Here is a 14,931-nt window from a genome sequence, read left to right on the forward strand (position 1 = left end):
TTAATAATGGCCAATCAGTTTTTATTAATACCCGTATTGATTTTTCAACGTGCCCAGGCTGCTTGTGATAACTCCGTTATGCAAGGGCAAAATATACTTCAGTGGCGTAAGGCCTGTGTTGTCTGTGTATCCACGCCATGTCCATAATACAAAATTGCCTGCTGTGTTTGTGGAAGGAGTATACATTGTTTTTGTCCAGGGCACTTGCATATAACCATTAGGATTGCTGCCAACAGAAGGAACATCTTTCAATGGTGGTATCACTGTAGCTCTGCGGTATTTATTATACCATACAATATTCAGGTTCGCAGTAGAAGAATCCCGTTTGTAATACATAATGTCGGGTAGGTTTGCATAAGTACCTGTTCCGGCATTGCCATCAATACCCATCTGTAAAAGGGTGTTTCTTGTTTCAGCAACCTTTTTACCATAAAGGTTCCAGCGTGCAAGATCATATTTGCGTAAACATTCACCACCAAATTCCCATGCACGTTCATTAACAATTGCGTCAAAGAAAGATTGTTTGCTTCCTGCTACGCTTGTGATATATGCCTCCACTTTATCGGCCCACAGTGCATCAGGGAAAGCACGCTGACGAACTTTGCGTAACGCATTTTGTGCAGCAGCAGTTGGTCCGTTAATTTCGTTTTCACTTTCTGCAAACATTAAAAGAATATCGGAATAGCGCATAAGTGGCCAGTTGATGCCGGTTCCTTTTGCAGTAGAAGGCCCTAACGGTGTAGGCACTAATAACCTGTTCCATTTTGCGGGAGCGATTGAAGTAGAACCTGCCGGTTGCTGTATCAAATCTTTATCATAATAAATAAGCGAACAAGTAACGGGCAAGCGTTTGTCTAATGTGTCGAATGAATGATAATAAGTGATAGGAAGAGAAAGATAGTTAGACCCTGATCCATATGGATGAGTGCCACCATCTACTCTTATGCCATGGTTCCAACCAACATCACCAAAGCCAGGATGAAATGCGACTTCATATAGCACATCGCTGTTAAGTGGTTTGATGTATTTGTTTACATTGGTAAAAACGGTTGCATAGTCAGGAAGTGAGCGGGGTTTTAATTCCAGCAACTTCTTAGTATAAGTATTGGCTATTTCATAATACTTGAGATAATCATCTTTACGCTTCATTGTGAGGTCAGGATATAACCAGTAACCACCACGCATCAATGATAAACGTGCAATCAAGCCAATTACAAATTCACGGTTAATGCGTTCAATACCAAAATCAAGCTCTTCGGCCCATGACATTTTTGGTTCTACTGCAATAAGATCATTAATCAGGAAAGTAAGAATTGTATCTCTTCCTGTTCTTTCTAAATAAAAATTATCGCCTGCACGTGAAGGTGTGGTTTTAAACGGAACATCGCCCCAATGATTCATGATCCAGTAGTACCATAACGCACGAAGCGTTTTAGCTTCACCCAAAAGATTATTGTACACTTTGTTATTGGGATCTTTTGCCAATGAAACTTCCATCAATCCTTTTTCGCATTCATTTGCACGGTTGATGGCATTGTAACCATTGTTCCAAACAGTTAACAGATCGGCATTAGCAGGAGTTGCTTCAAACGACCAGATATCACGGCGTGCTCCATCGGGAGAACCAGAAACTCCACCGCATTCAATATCGGTATTACCGGAAAAGTTATTTGACAGCCTTGAAGTATAAGCATCCTGGTTAAACAATGCATACACGGCGTTCACTGCTTTTTTCGCATCGGCTTCGCTGTTGAATACATACTCAAGATCGGTAAGCGAAGGAGAGTCGGCTACTAAAAACTTCTTGCACGATTGCAGTGAAACTGCAGCAAGAACAAATAAAAAGAAAACTATTTTTTTCATCGCAAATGCTTTTGAATGATTGAAACCTTAGAATGTTACGTTAATACCCACAGTGAAGTTGCGGCTCTTTGGATAGCTCGAATAATCAACACCTGGTGTTAATTGTGAATAGCCATCACTTCTTGTTGTGCTCACTTCGGGATCAAATCCTGAATATTTTGTCCATAGGAATGCGTTGTATACAGTTGCATACACACGCAGCTTTGTCATACGCATAGTTGAAATAATTCGCTTTGGCAAAGAATAACCAACAGTGAGGTTATTTAAACGAAGGAATGAACCATCTTCAACTGCCCATGAATGAAACACAGGTGTTGCGTTTCCAAATGAAAACGGTGACCAGATGGTTGCGTTTGCATTCATTTTACCCAACTCTGTAAGATCGGTAACAAGATTTCCTGCAGCATCAATGTATTTGAAGCGGCTGCTTGAGTTAACCGTATTCAACATGTTACCATAAGTAGTACGGTAGAATTGGTTAAGAGATATCTTACCGGTATTGTACACATCGTTTCCAACAACATAATTGAAGAAGGCGCTGATGTCAAAATCTTTAACTGTTGCATTCAATCCGAAACCGCCAGAATATTTTGGTAATGCACTTCCAATAACTCTACGATCGGCTGCTGTAATAATGCCATTGCTATCCAGGTCTTTTAATTTCATTACACCGGGGCGCAAACCAATACCACCAAGGAATGTCTGAATGTTTGTTACACCTGGTTTTAAAGTATACGTTCTTGTAACTGGATTGTAAGAAGAAAAATCGTCAACAGTGTACATTCCATCTGTTACATATCCATACATTAAACCAATGGTTTGTCCCACATACACACGGTAATCGTCCTGCGATTTAAGATCGGTACTTCCCCAGTTTGACTGCAGTGATTTTTCAAGCGGACCACCGAGGTTATCAACTTTTGATTTATTAAATCCTATGTTGAAAGATGCACTCAGTGTAAAGTTTTTCTTTTGAAAAATGGTACCGGTTAAACCGAGTTCAATACCCTTATTTGAAGTTTGACCAATGTTTTGTTGTTGTACAGTAAAACCGGTTGTTGGCGGAATATCTGTTTCAACTAACAGGTTTTTTGCGCTGTTCCAGTAAAGGTCCAGCGTACCAGATAAACGTTGTTTAAACATGGCGAAATCAAGACCTACGTTTCGTGTAATATTTGTTTCCCATTTCACGAAAGGATTCGGCAACGATCTTGTTGCATACGTATAGTAGGGGTTGGCTACATCAGCAAAACCAATTGTTCTGTTATCTGATGGCGCAAACAACACTCTCCAGATATTATCAGCGATACGATCGTTACCGACAGCTCCGTAACTCAAACGGAATTTCAGGTCATCAACAAACTTCACACGACTCATGAAATTTTCCTGTGACACACGCCATGCAAAAGATGCGGCAGGGAAGTAACCCCATTGTCTGCCAGGTGCAAATTTTGTAGATGCATCAGAACGAATCGTCAGGGTAAGCAGGTAACGTGAATCATATTGGTAATTGATACGTCCAAAGAACGAAGCAATTTTTTGACCTGCCTGCACAGTACTTGTATGCCTGTCTTGTGTACCAAGCGTCATGTTTGCAAACATGCGCTCTGGAGTTGTGTTTTCAACAAATAGTTTAGCACGGTTGTATTCAGAAAATCCTTTGTTCAGGATGTTAAGCTCCTGGCCACCGAGGATAGTGAAATCATGTTTTCCCAATTCCATTTTATAAGTGAGCGTGTTGGCCCAGCGGAAACTGCGTCCATTTGAATTGGTGATTTCACCCAATGGAAGATTACCCCCTTCGTTACGGGAAGTGCTGGTTAACGGGCCATAATAACGTTTTTGTTGTCCGAAAGTTAGATCCATACCAAACTCTGAACGAAAGATGAGACTTGGGATCACGTTCCATGTTCCTGCCACATTCATATTTAATGTATGAGCTAAACGTTTGCGGTAATCCTGTTCAAGAAGTTTGGTGGGACTTACAAGACTTTTCAGGAATTGTTCATAATCATCATCGGTACCCGTGTTATCAAGCTGAATAAAATCAGCCAGGCCATTTACAGGACGGGTAGTGATGGCATCACCAATGCGTATGCTCGATGAACCGGACGAACCTGCACCGTCAATAACGGTGTGTATGAAACGTGTTGAATAATCCAACTTCAAAGACTTTGCAAGTTCATGATTCAGTTTAAAGTTGAGATAGTTGCGCATGTAGCCAGAACCTTTCATTAATCCCTGGTCTGTATTATTGGTTCCACTTAAACTGAATTTTGTTTTAGAAGTACCACCAGTGATGCTGATATTATGTTGTTGAGAATAAACCGGCTTACCAAACAATTCTTTTTGCCAGTTAGTTCCTTTCTGGTATTTGTACAATTCCAAATCTTCATATACGCCAAAGTATTTACTGAAATTATCTACTTCACTTTGGCTACGCAACCTGGCATACTCATAATTCGCCAATACAAATTCGTAAGGCGAAAGAACATCGAGCTGGCGGGGTAATGTGCGGGCACTACCAAATGAATTAAATGAAATAGTTGTTTTACCTGCTTTCGCTGACTTAGTTGTGATGATTACAACACCATTTGCACCTCTTGCACCATAGATAGCTGATGTGGCGGCATCTTTCAGGATGTCGATACTGGCAATATCTGCTGGAGCAATATCATTGATGCTGTTTACAGGAAAACCATCTACAATGTACAATGGAGAATTGTCCTGTGTTACGGAACCGCCACCACGAACACGAATAACGATCTCCGCTCCGGGCGCTCCATCAACAGTTGTTACCTGTACTCCGGGTAATCGACCAGTAATTGCTTCGGCTGCACTGGCAACCGGTATTTTCGAAAGTTCTGTTGCTCCAATGGACGAAACAGTACCTGTAAGATCTTTACGTTTAATGGAACCGTAGCCTATTACTACTACATCTTCCAACGCACTAACTGCTTTTTCAAGACTGATGGATACTTCGTTCTTTCCGTCGGTTACAACTGTGGTAGACTTGTAACCACTGTAACTAACCTGTAATGTTACATTCCCTGTACCGGGAGCACTGATGGTAAAGGCGCCATTGACATCGGTTTGAACACCGGTTTTTCCGCCGCTGATCAACACACTCACACCTACCAGGGGTGCGCCTGCTTCATCAAAAACTTTTCCTTTGATCTGTCGGTTTTGGGCAAACGCCACCACTGTGCATGCCAACAGCAAAAGCAAGGAGAGCAATCGTTTCATACTTGTGCTTTTTTGAATTGAATTAATCCAATTGCGTTTTAACAGCTGAATTGGATGATAAAAAAAGAATGGTTATAGTAGTCGAGTTATTAAAAGTTTTGGCAAAAGGAATACAATCGTCGATCAGAAATAATACAGCAAATCCGTTTGTTTTAGCAGAACAAGTCTAGGCAGATTTTAACGAACCGCCCATGCTTTGAAATGGTTTATTTACGCAATCGTTCCCGATAACGATGCCATTTTTTTGCAACCATCCTGCCCTGTCTGTTTTATCAAAAAAATGATTTGCAAGTGGTTATGTTGAGGGGCATCCCGGCACCCAATATTTCAGCAACGAATGAACTATCTTTAGCCGCAAGATTGTTTATATGAAGTTTGAAGCTGTAACGATAAAGGATATTGCTAAAGCATTGGGTCTTTCCACATCAACCGTATCAAGGGCTTTGCGTGACAGTCACGAGATCAGCGCTGAAACCAAACAACTGGTTCTCGAATGCGCTGAAAAACTTAACTACAGGCCCAATCCCATCGCCTTAAGTCTGAAAGAAAAACGAAGCCGATCTATTGGCGTAGTGGTTTGCGAGATTGCCAATACCTTCTTTTCACAGGTGATCAACGGAATTGAATCCATCGCCTACGACCGGGGTTACAATGTAATTGTGTCGCAAAGTCGTGAGTCATATGAACGGGAAGTGATCGATCTCCAGTTCCTTGCTTCACGTTCAGTTGATGGTGTGATCATATCATTATCAACTGAAACAACTGATCTTACTCATATTAAGGCCTTGCACGCACGGGGAATGCCAATCGTATTATTTGATCGTATTCATGAAGACATTGATACGCATAAAGTGATCGTAGATAATTATCGTGGGGCTTATGATGCTACTGAGCATTTTATTAAGCAAGGTTTCAAACGCATTGCAGCATTGGCAGGTTCTGAATTCTTATCAATCACAGCTGAAAGGTTAGCTGGTTATCATGATGCATTGAAAGCCCATAACATTTCTTACAGTAAAGAATATGTGCAGCATTGTTTTTATGGAGGTATGGTTTTCTCGGAAGTGGAAGAAGCCATGAACAAGTTGCTCACGTTAAAACAAAAACCCGATGCCGTTATTACTACCAGCGATAAATTGACAACAGGCTGCATCAAAACATTAAAACGCCGTGGGCTCGATATTCCAAAAGATATTGCCTTAATCGGATTTTCGAATTCTGATATTGCCGAATTGGTTGATCCTCCGCTGACAGTAATTCGTCAACCCGCAGAAGAAATGGGAAAGGCTGCAACAGAACTGTTGTTACAGTTGGTGGAAAGTAAACGTCCGGTGAAGGAATTTGAAAAGCGTGTGCTTACACCTGAGTTATTGATCCGAGGATCAGCCATCAAACTATAAATTTATTCTTCTTTCTTTTTTACGATAAGGAACCAGTCATTTTCTAATGGCAGATAACCATAATCGTAGCAGTAATAGTAGGTCTTGTTGGTTTTGGTGGTGTACAGATGAGTGATGTATTTAAAATGAAAGCCCAGCCGTTGCAATTTATCAGCTGTTGCTTTTGCAGTTTCTTCTCCATCGGGCAAAATGCTCTCCAGGATTTTCCTGTTCTTTAATAATGTATTGTTGATGTTTCTCACATAGCTGCTATAGTTACCTTTTGATTTTTGCTGATTGTTATAATTGTTACGGCAGTAATCGTCACAGAATTTCTTATCAACTCTTCCTTTTAATGGTTTGCCACAGGCAAGGCATATTTTGTTGTCAGATGCAGTCATAGCGAAGCTTTTGGCTGATAAGATACAATTTATTTATCCGTGTGCAAACGTTTTTACACGTTTAGCTTCGGGAAGAAACGGGTAACAACCGACTATCGTTTTTGGAGCAGGTCATCTTTGTGTGTCAACGGGAAAAAACCAATACCGCTGATTGAGATAACAAATTTTAAACCTCGCCTGTATAAACTACCGGCGGCAAATTTCAAACTTATGTACGCATTAAAAAACAAAGTGCAATTGATCGGTAATCTTGGTAATGCACCTGAAGTAAAAACATTGGAAAGCGGAAAGAAAATGGCACGTTTCAATGTAGCCACAAATGAAAGCTATCGTAACGCAAAAGGTGAAAAGATCACGGAAACGCAATGGCACACACTCGTGGCCTGGGGCAAAGTAGCAGAGATAGCCGAAAAGTACCTGGTGAAAGGAAAAGAGGTGATGATTGAAGGTAAACTTATCAACCGCAGTTATAATGATAAAGACGGAAACAAAAAATTTATCACGGAAGTGCAGGTGAATGAAATATTGATGTTGGGTGAAAAAGCAACCGCATGATACTTTTACCACGAATTACACCATTCTTACGAGTTAACTTGTGAGGAAGGTGTAGTTCGTGTTTTCATTTGAAGTAAGCATTCATCATTACCTTTGGCGGCATTGTTGAAGTCAAGTTTCTTATTTTTTAATTTCATCATTTATGCAATCTGTGGAACGCAATGAGCAGTTTGAGTTAGCTTATCGGTTTGTGACTGAGACACAGGAAAGCATATTCCTCACTGGTAAAGCAGGTACGGGTAAAACAACTTTTCTCAGGTATTTAAAAGAGCACAGTTCAAAGAATACCATCGTTGATGCACCTACAGGCGTAGCCGCTATTAATGCAGCCGGAGTAACATTGCATAGTTTATTTCAATTGCCTTTACATCCGTTGTTACCAACTAATGCTGGTAAACAGGAATTGCTTTCGAAGATCCGTTACAATAAACAGCGATTGCAATTGCTTCGGAAAATGGAAGTACTCGTAATTGATGAAGTAAGTATGGTGCGTTGCGATGTGATGGATGCGATCGATACAATTTTACGTAGCGTTCGTTACCAGCACGATCTTCCGTTTGGCGGTGTACAATTATTATTGATAGGTGATTTGTTTCAACTGCCCCCCGTTGCACAAAACCATGAATGGGCCGTGTTGCAGGAATATTATAATTCAACTTTCTTTTTTGATAGTAAAGCCATTCTCGAGCAGATGCCTTTGCTTATTGAGTTAACAACTATTTATCGCCAAAAGGAAGAGCAATTTGTGCGGTTACTCAATAAAGTGCGCAATAATCAACTTGATGCAGACGATCTGGAAATGTTGAATGAGCGTTACATGCCCGGCTTTCAGCCAGAACGGGATGAAACGTTTATTACACTCACATCGCACAACAACCAGGCTGAGTTAATTAACCGCCAGCAATTACAAAGATTAATTGCACCGCCTTATACTTATAAAGCAACTATTGACGGTGAATTTCCGGAGAACAGTTACCCTGCCGATGCTGAGTTGGTCTTAAGAGAAGGTGCACAGGTGATGTTCTTAAAAAATGATATGGTTGGCAAACGTTTCTTCAACGGAAAGATCGGCGTTGTTCATTCGTTGACAGATGAAGAAGTAATTGTGAGGTGTGGCAATGAAAATATTCGTGTGCAAAAAGAAACATGGGATCATTCACGCTACACACTTAATCGCACCGATGGCAAACTTGAGCAGGATGTATTAGGAACATTTGAACAATACCCTTTACGACTGGCATGGGCTATTACTATTCATAAAAGCCAGGGCTTAACGTTTGATAAAGTAATGATCGATGCTGGTCTTTCATTCACAAGCGGACAAGTATATGTAGCATTAAGTCGCTGTACCAGCTTAGAAGGCATTGTATTGCTGTCGAAAATCCAATCCAATGTTATTTTCAGCAATCAACAGGTAGTTGATGGGCAAAAAGCGTTGTCGCCTAAAGGTTCATTACCTCAACGATTTGAAGAAGCACGGAAAGTATTCTCTCAACAGTTACTTGAAGAGTTGTTTACATTTCAGCAAACATCGCTTAGCTTAAAATTATTGATGCAAGTTGTAACCAAACACAAGCATGAGTTAAACGAAGGGGCAGAAGAATGGAATAGTAATTTGCAAATGCAATTTCAGCAACAGCAATCCGTTGCAAGAAAGTTTTTACTCCAGATCAATCAATTACTAAAAGATCAACCTGTGGTTGAAACCAACAACCAACTGCAGCAACGGATAAAAGATGCAGCCAATTATTTTATTCCACGTTTTGAAGAATTACAGCAGCAGGTAAAACAACATCCACTTGTTACCGAACATAAAACTGTTGCAGATGAAGTGAATGAACAACTGAATGCATTATTTACGGCACTTCACACCGAGATCTATTTCTTAAAATCAGGATTGCAACCTTTTTCTATTACAGAACATTTACGGCATAAACTCAATCTTGTAACGGCTCGTGCTACACTAACCTGTTATGCAGCCAATAAAAAGCAAACAGCTGTCGGCATAAATAACCCCGAGTTGTATTTTAGTTTAAAGACATGGCGTGATCGTATCTGCGATGAACAGAATATGCCTATCTATTTATTAGCAAACAGTAACAGCCTGCAGGAAATATGTACATACCTTCCTTTCAATAAAACTCATCTCATGTTGCTTTCAGGATTTGGCAAGGCTAAAGCTGATAAATATGGAGATGAAATAATTGAAATGGTGGTGAACTATTGCGACGAGCATGGCTTGGAGACTAATATTGAATCAAAAAAGGATAGCCCCAAGCGTGAACGAAAGGAGAAGTCAACAGAGGTAAAAGAAGATACAAAATCAATAACGCTCAGTTATTTTACTACTGGCAAAACCATAAAAGAAATTGCTGCTTTACGAAATTTAACTGAAGGCACCGTTGAAGGTCATTTGGTCGATCTCATTAAAACAGGTGCAGTAAAAGTAGATCAGTTGTTAGCTGCTGAAAAATTACAGGCTGTTTTAAACAGGATTGAACTGTTTCCCAACGAATCAAATACTGCACACAAAATAGCGTTGGGCGATCAATATAGTTTTGCAGATGTACGTGCTGTGCAAAATCACTTGTTGTTTACCAAAGAAAGTGTTACACAGTGATCGGGTTATCTTTTGCCCTCTAGCTTATTTACATATTCCAATGACCCAAGACGCACTTTTAAAGGAATACCCGTCTTCTGTTCCCATTTGTATTCGCCAATACAGATGATGCCCCAATGACTGAAACGGTTTCCAAGATTTGTAGAAATTTTTTTTGAAAAATTTGCTGATTGTGGTTCAAACGGGGAAAACATGTTAAAAAACGTGGAAATTTTAATTTTAGCCGGTTCTTTTTTAACCTGCACAGAATCAATTTGTTGAGCTGCAGAAGTGGAAGAAATTACGAGGAGTATTGTCATCAATCCGCAAAAATTGTTCCAATTTTTCTTTTCTGTCTGATTTTTTAATATTTTAGCGGCTCGTACTTGCATTGTAACCTCTAAATGTATTGAGAAAATGGCACTGAGTCAGGGACTACATCAAAAATTACTGCAAAAGTTATCGCCCCAGCAAATTCAGCTAATGAAGTTGTTACAGGTACCTACGGCTAACCTGGAAGAACGGATTAAAGAGGAGCTGGAAGAAAACCCCGCATTAGAACAATCGAACGAGGAGAATGACGATCAGCCTACCGATGAGGTGAAGGATGAATTTGATTCAGCTGATGACGATGATTATGATATGGATGGCAGCGAGGAAGAATATGATAATATCGACATTCATGATTATGTGAATGAGGGCGATGATGATATTGCCGATTATCGGATGCGTGATGATAGCTATGGCGAGCAGGAAGAACATAAGACCACGCCCGTAAAGCTTGAAACAAGTTTTTACGAAGTATTGCTGCAACAGTTAGGCATGCTAAAGCTGGATGAGAAACGTAAAGCCATAGCAGAACAGGTTGTTGGAAGCATTGATGATGATGGTTACCTGCGCCGTGAAAACAGCGCCATCGTCAATGATCTGGCGTTCAGGCAAAATGTAGATGCTACGGAAGCAGAAGTGGAAGAAGTAATTGAAATTATCCAGCATTTTGATCCGCCTGGTATTTGTGCCCGGGATTTGCAGGAATGTTTATTGATTCAACTTAGGCATAAGCAAAGAACAAATTTGTCACTTGATATTGAACAGGCCATCACTATCCTTGAAAAGTATTTTGATGAGTTTACAAAGAAACACTACGAGAAAATTCAAAGAAGTCTGTCGTTAGATGATGAGCAATTGAGAGCCATCATTCAGCAGATCATCAAACTAAATCCCAAGCCAGGCGGCAACGTTGGCGAAGTAAATAAAGCGGAAACCTATATTGTTCCTGACTTTTTTATCTTGAATAACGGGGGCAAACTGGAGCTTACACTAAACTCCCGCAACGCACCTGATTTGCGTATTAGCGAAGGCTACCGTGATATGCTGAAGGAATATGATAAAGGTAGCAAAAGAGATAAGCGTCAAAAAGAAGCTGTACTCTTTATCAAACAAAAAATTGATGCAGCAAGATGGTTTATAGATGCGATTAAACAACGGCAAAATACATTGCTGCATACAATGACGGCAATCATGCGTCACCAGGAAGATTTCTTCCTCACAGGTGATGAAACCAATCTTAAGCCAATGATCTTAAAAGACATTGCTGAAAAAACAGGTTTGGATATTTCAACAGTTAGTCGTGTGGCTAACAGCAAATTTGTGCAAACTGAATTTGGTACATATCGTTTGAAATTCTTCTTTAGCGAATCATTGAGTACAGAAAGTGGTGAAGAAGTATCAACACGAGAAGTGAAAAAAATTCTTTTTGATATGGTTGATGCTGAAGAAAAGAGAAAACCCCTCAGCGACGAACGTTTAACCGAACTCCTTCAGGAAAAAGGCTATAATATTGCACGCAGAACGGTGGCTAAATACAGGGAGCAGTTGAATATTCCTGTTGCACGTTTGCGTAAACAATTATAAGTATGACGGAACATTTGGTGATAAATGAACAAGGCAGTCTCGATGTAGATCCACAAAAACATCCGGCCGGTTTGAGAATTCCAGCATTGATCTTTTCGTATTTATTTCACCCGCTTTTTATTATCGGTTGGGTTGTGTTATATCTTTTATACAGAAACAACTTTGTGTTTGTTGGCGTTGATAAGGAGGACAGGTTTATTTATTTCCTGCGAGTGTTTGGTACCAGCATCTTTTTACCCACGATAACGGTGTTGCTGCTGAAAGGTCTTGGATTTATTAAATCCATTCAATTGCCCACGCAGAAAGATCGTATCATACCATATGTTGCCTGCATTACATTCTTCTTTTGGTCTTACTATGTTTCAAAACAGTTAGGGGATCCTTTGGAATTGCGTGCATTTTTGTTGAGCGTATTTGTTACGGCCTGTGCTTCTCTCATCATCAACAATTATATAAAGGTGAGTATGCATGCGCTTGGAGTAGGCGGTATGCTGGCGTTTTTTATGTTATTACTTTTTGTCAATAAACTTGATGATGTATCCTCATTATTAGCTGCAGTGCTTATCACTGGAATTACTTGCAGCAGCCGGTTAATTGTTAGTGACCATAAGCCTCTTGAAATTTACACTGGCCTCGTTACCGGCATCATCATTCAGCTTGTTGCCTGGATGATCGTTCATTAAAAACCCCGGCAGGAATGCCAGGGATTTTTCATCATCAGGAATCTCGAATCTCAATTGGTTAGTATGTTTGAACAGTTATTAGCTGTTGAGTATTGTTGATTTTGTTTTGTATTCGTTTGTTGGATGGTAGATAAACAACAAGCTTCCATTTTTTATACTGTTAATAATGGCTTTCGTTTGCTTGGTTGGTAAAGCCGGGCAACCGAGGCTGCGACCTAAATGACCATTATTGCTGGCAAACTGGCTTGTAACATAATCGGAGCCATGTACTACAATAGCACGCTCGTAGGCATTGTCATTAATTCCTTTTTCCAAACCTTGCAACTTTAACGCATAACCTTTTCCTCCATAATAGGTTTGCATTGTAATGTAAAAACCAAGGCTGCTTTTATTTGATTCAGGTTTATTCGAAAATTCAGTTGCATAATTTAATCCGCTGTTACGGCCATGTGCAACCAATGTTTGGAAAAGAATTTTTCCTTCATCCATGTTAATAACAAATAAACGCTTTTCAGTAGAGGCTTTTGAAAAGTCGGCAACAGTTAGAATTTCTTTTTTCGAAATTTTACCCTGCTCCAAAAGTTTGTAATACCCCTCATATGCAAGGTCAAATGCTTCTTCCTGCAATCCCGCCTGTAAAAGGTGAAGAGACTCGTAAATACTATCAGCTTTGGCAGCAATAAATTCTTTAGAATTTACTTCTACTTTGGCCGCTTCATGTGTTTCATTTAAATAGTGTGTGAGCGTTCCTGCATCGGGACTATTACCTGCAATGGCAATAGGAATTTGTAATGTGATGAGTGCTGTAACAGCCACATACAACAGGTTGGTACGGAATAATTTCATAGTTAATAGGTTTAACGGATGTTGGATTTTTAAAAATAATAAAAGTTTCGCTTTAACCAAACTCATAGCCGGTAACGATTTAAGGTGAAAAATAGTATCTCACGCAGCAGAGTTGTTTTGGAAAATAGGTGTTTAGTATTATAGCCGGTCGGTTGGTAAACGCTGTGCAAAGTTACGCTCATGTACTGCTGTAACGATGTTAAAATAGGCTTTGCAGAAGGCCAGAATATGCCTGCATGAGTCGGTGATTTAAAGGCTGGAAAGTTCTAATTTGCAGGGGATAATGAAAAATATGCGGCCGATCATCTACTTTGACTTTAATGCTACAACTCCTTGTGATTCAAGAATAGTTGATGAAATGCTCCCTTATTTTACCCGGCATTTTGGGAATGCCGCCAGCCGAACCCACGCTTATGGATGGCTGGCAGAAGAGGCCGTTGCTATTGGCCGGGAAAGGGTCGCCAGGCTCATTGCTGCCGACCCAATGGAAATCATCTTTACATCGGGAGCAACGGAAAGTGTAAATCTGGCTTTACAGGGTGTTTACGACACTTACAAATTGAAAGGGCGACATATTATTACTTATCAAACAGAGCATAAAGCTGTACTTGATACTTGCGCTTATTTAGAAAAACAGGGTGCATCAGTTACCTACCTTCCTGTAAATTCTAATGGCATGCCCGATCTATCAGTACTTGAAGAAAGCATTAAGAATGATACGATTTTGATTGCTGCCATGTATGCGAACAACGAAACGGGAGTTGTATTTCCAATAAAAGAAATGACAGCGATCACCAAGAAAAAAGGCATTCTGCTTTTCAGTGATGCAACCCAGGCAGCGGGAAAAATTCCGGTTAATGTGCTGAATGATGATATCGATCTGTTAGCGTTATCTGCACATAAAATGTATGGTCCCAAAGGCGTGGGCGCATTGTATGTACGAAGAAAAAATCCACGTGTGAAACTTAGTCCGCTTTTATATGGTGGTGGTCATGAAAGAGGTTTGCGAAGTGGTACGCTGAATGTGCCGGGGATTGTGGGTTTAGGTAAAGCTTGTGAAATAGCTGCAATAGAAATGAAGGCTGACAGCATACGTATTAAGCAACTGAGAGATCTGTTGCTGGACGGCCTGTTAGAACTTGACCACACAAATCTCAACGGTGACAAAACTCATTTACTTCCACATGTTGCAAATGTTTCCTTTGATATTCCTGCTGCTGCACAACTGATCGGTCAGCTTAGTAAATACATGGCTGTGTCATCGGGCTCAGCATGCACATCGGCATCGGCAGAACCTTCACATGTATTAAAAGCGATGGGTTTGAAAGATGAACTTGCCATCGGTTCAATACGTTTTAGTTTAGGACGCTTTACAACTGACGAAGAAATCATTGAAGGCTTAGCAAATATCAGGCAGGTTGTGAAAGACCTGCAATCGATTTGAA

General features: G+C 40.2%; 11 protein-coding genes. 6 read left to right on the plus strand and 5 right to left on the minus strand.

Annotation, left to right across the window (positions count from 1 at the left end):
- Positions 1–24: 24 nt before the first annotated feature.
- Together ACO1QW_RS05020 and ACO1QW_RS05025 are read right to left on the minus strand one after the other, a co-directional pair.
- Positions 25–1,863, minus strand: coding sequence for a RagB/SusD family nutrient uptake outer membrane protein (locus ACO1QW_RS05020; RefSeq protein WP_486256284.1), 1,839 nt, complete (start codon positions 1,861–1,863; stop codon positions 25–27).
- 27 nt (positions 1,864–1,890) lie between these two features.
- Positions 1,891–5,109, minus strand: a complete 3,219-nt coding sequence (locus ACO1QW_RS05025; protein WP_486256286.1) for a SusC/RagA family TonB-linked outer membrane protein — start codon at positions 5,107–5,109, stop codon at positions 1,891–1,893.
- Between the two features lie 368 nt (positions 5,110–5,477).
- Here ACO1QW_RS05025 and ACO1QW_RS05030 point away from each other — a divergent pair, with 368 nt between their 5' ends.
- Entirely contained in the window at positions 5,478–6,509 is a 1,032-nt protein-coding gene (locus ACO1QW_RS05030) for a LacI family DNA-binding transcriptional regulator (protein WP_486256288.1), read from the plus strand.
- Positions 6,510–6,511: 2 nt separating this feature from the next.
- Here the strand turns inward: ACO1QW_RS05030 and ACO1QW_RS05035 are convergent, their stop codons facing one another.
- A complete protein-coding gene (locus ACO1QW_RS05035) occupies positions 6,512–6,889 on the minus strand; it encodes a hypothetical protein (RefSeq protein ID WP_486256290.1) in 378 nt (125 codons plus the stop codon).
- A 210-nt stretch (positions 6,890–7,099) separates the two neighbouring features.
- Between ACO1QW_RS05035 and ACO1QW_RS05040 the strand changes: the two genes are divergently transcribed.
- Together ACO1QW_RS05040 and ACO1QW_RS05045 are read left to right on the plus strand one after the other, a co-directional pair.
- Positions 7,100–7,444 (plus strand): single-stranded DNA-binding protein, encoded by a 345-nt coding sequence (locus ACO1QW_RS05040; protein ID WP_486256292.1) that lies wholly within the window; start codon positions 7,100–7,102, stop codon positions 7,442–7,444.
- A gap of 142 nt (positions 7,445–7,586) precedes the next feature.
- Positions 7,587–10,064 carry a helix-turn-helix domain-containing protein gene (locus ACO1QW_RS05045; RefSeq protein ID WP_486256294.1) on the plus strand — a complete coding sequence of 826 codons (2,478 nt, stop codon included), beginning with the start codon at positions 7,587–7,589 and terminating at the stop codon, positions 10,062–10,064.
- Positions 10,065–10,069: 5 nt separating this feature from the next.
- Here ACO1QW_RS05045 and ACO1QW_RS05050 read toward each other — a convergent pair whose 3' ends face one another.
- Positions 10,070–10,363 (minus strand): hypothetical protein, encoded by a 294-nt coding sequence (locus tag ACO1QW_RS05050; RefSeq protein WP_486256296.1) that lies wholly within the window; start codon positions 10,361–10,363, stop codon positions 10,070–10,072.
- Between the two features lie 97 nt (positions 10,364–10,460).
- On the opposite strand from ACO1QW_RS05050, the gene rpoN reads away from it, so the two are divergent.
- Together rpoN and ACO1QW_RS05060 are read left to right on the plus strand one after the other, a co-directional pair.
- On the plus strand, positions 10,461–11,957 hold the full coding sequence (gene rpoN, locus ACO1QW_RS05055) for an RNA polymerase factor sigma-54 (protein ID WP_486256298.1): 1,497 nt from the start codon (positions 10,461–10,463) through the stop codon (positions 11,955–11,957).
- Between the two features lie 2 nt (positions 11,958–11,959).
- Positions 11,960–12,640, plus strand: a complete 681-nt coding sequence (locus tag ACO1QW_RS05060; protein ID WP_486256300.1) for a hypothetical protein — start codon at positions 11,960–11,962, stop codon at positions 12,638–12,640.
- 78 nt (positions 12,641–12,718) lie between these two features.
- Here ACO1QW_RS05060 and ACO1QW_RS05065 read toward each other — a convergent pair whose 3' ends face one another.
- Complete coding sequence (locus tag ACO1QW_RS05065; RefSeq protein ID WP_486256302.1) at positions 12,719–13,486, minus strand: murein L,D-transpeptidase catalytic domain family protein; 768 nt, start codon at positions 13,484–13,486, stop codon at positions 12,719–12,721.
- Positions 13,487–13,778: 292 nt separating this feature from the next.
- On the opposite strand from ACO1QW_RS05065, the gene ACO1QW_RS05070 reads away from it, so the two are divergent.
- Positions 13,779–14,930: a cysteine desulfurase family protein gene (locus ACO1QW_RS05070; RefSeq protein WP_486256304.1), complete on the plus strand. Its 1,152-nt coding sequence runs from the start codon at positions 13,779–13,781 to the stop codon at positions 14,928–14,930.
- Position 14,931: the final 1 nt, after the last annotated feature.

The organism is Lacibacter sp. (assembly GCF_057361365.1).

Bases quoted from the DNA above. Each gene is read 5' to 3' on its own strand.
- ACO1QW_RS05020 (WP_486256284.1), bottom strand. From the start codon at position 1,863: ATGAAAAAAATAGTTTTCTTTTTATTTGTTCTTGCTGCAGTTTCACTG.
- ACO1QW_RS05025 (WP_486256286.1), bottom strand. From the start codon at position 5,109: ATGAAACGATTGCTCTCCTTGCTTTTGCTGTTGGCATGCACAGTGGTG.
- ACO1QW_RS05030 (WP_486256288.1), top strand. From the start codon at position 5,478: ATGAAGTTTGAAGCTGTAACGATAAAGGATATTGCTAAAGCATTGGGT.
- ACO1QW_RS05035 (WP_486256290.1), bottom strand. From the start codon at position 6,889: ATGACTGCATCTGACAACAAAATATGCCTTGCCTGTGGCAAACCATTA.
- ACO1QW_RS05040 (WP_486256292.1), top strand. From the start codon at position 7,100: ATGTACGCATTAAAAAACAAAGTGCAATTGATCGGTAATCTTGGTAAT.
- ACO1QW_RS05045 (WP_486256294.1), top strand. From the start codon at position 7,587: ATGCAATCTGTGGAACGCAATGAGCAGTTTGAGTTAGCTTATCGGTTT.
- ACO1QW_RS05050 (WP_486256296.1), bottom strand. From the start codon at position 10,363: ATGACAATACTCCTCGTAATTTCTTCCACTTCTGCAGCTCAACAAATT.
- rpoN (WP_486256298.1), top strand. From the start codon at position 10,461: ATGGCACTGAGTCAGGGACTACATCAAAAATTACTGCAAAAGTTATCG.
- ACO1QW_RS05060 (WP_486256300.1), top strand. From the start codon at position 11,960: ATGACGGAACATTTGGTGATAAATGAACAAGGCAGTCTCGATGTAGAT.
- ACO1QW_RS05065 (WP_486256302.1), bottom strand. From the start codon at position 13,486: ATGAAATTATTCCGTACCAACCTGTTGTATGTGGCTGTTACAGCACTC.
- ACO1QW_RS05070 (WP_486256304.1), top strand. From the start codon at position 13,779: ATGCGGCCGATCATCTACTTTGACTTTAATGCTACAACTCCTTGTGAT.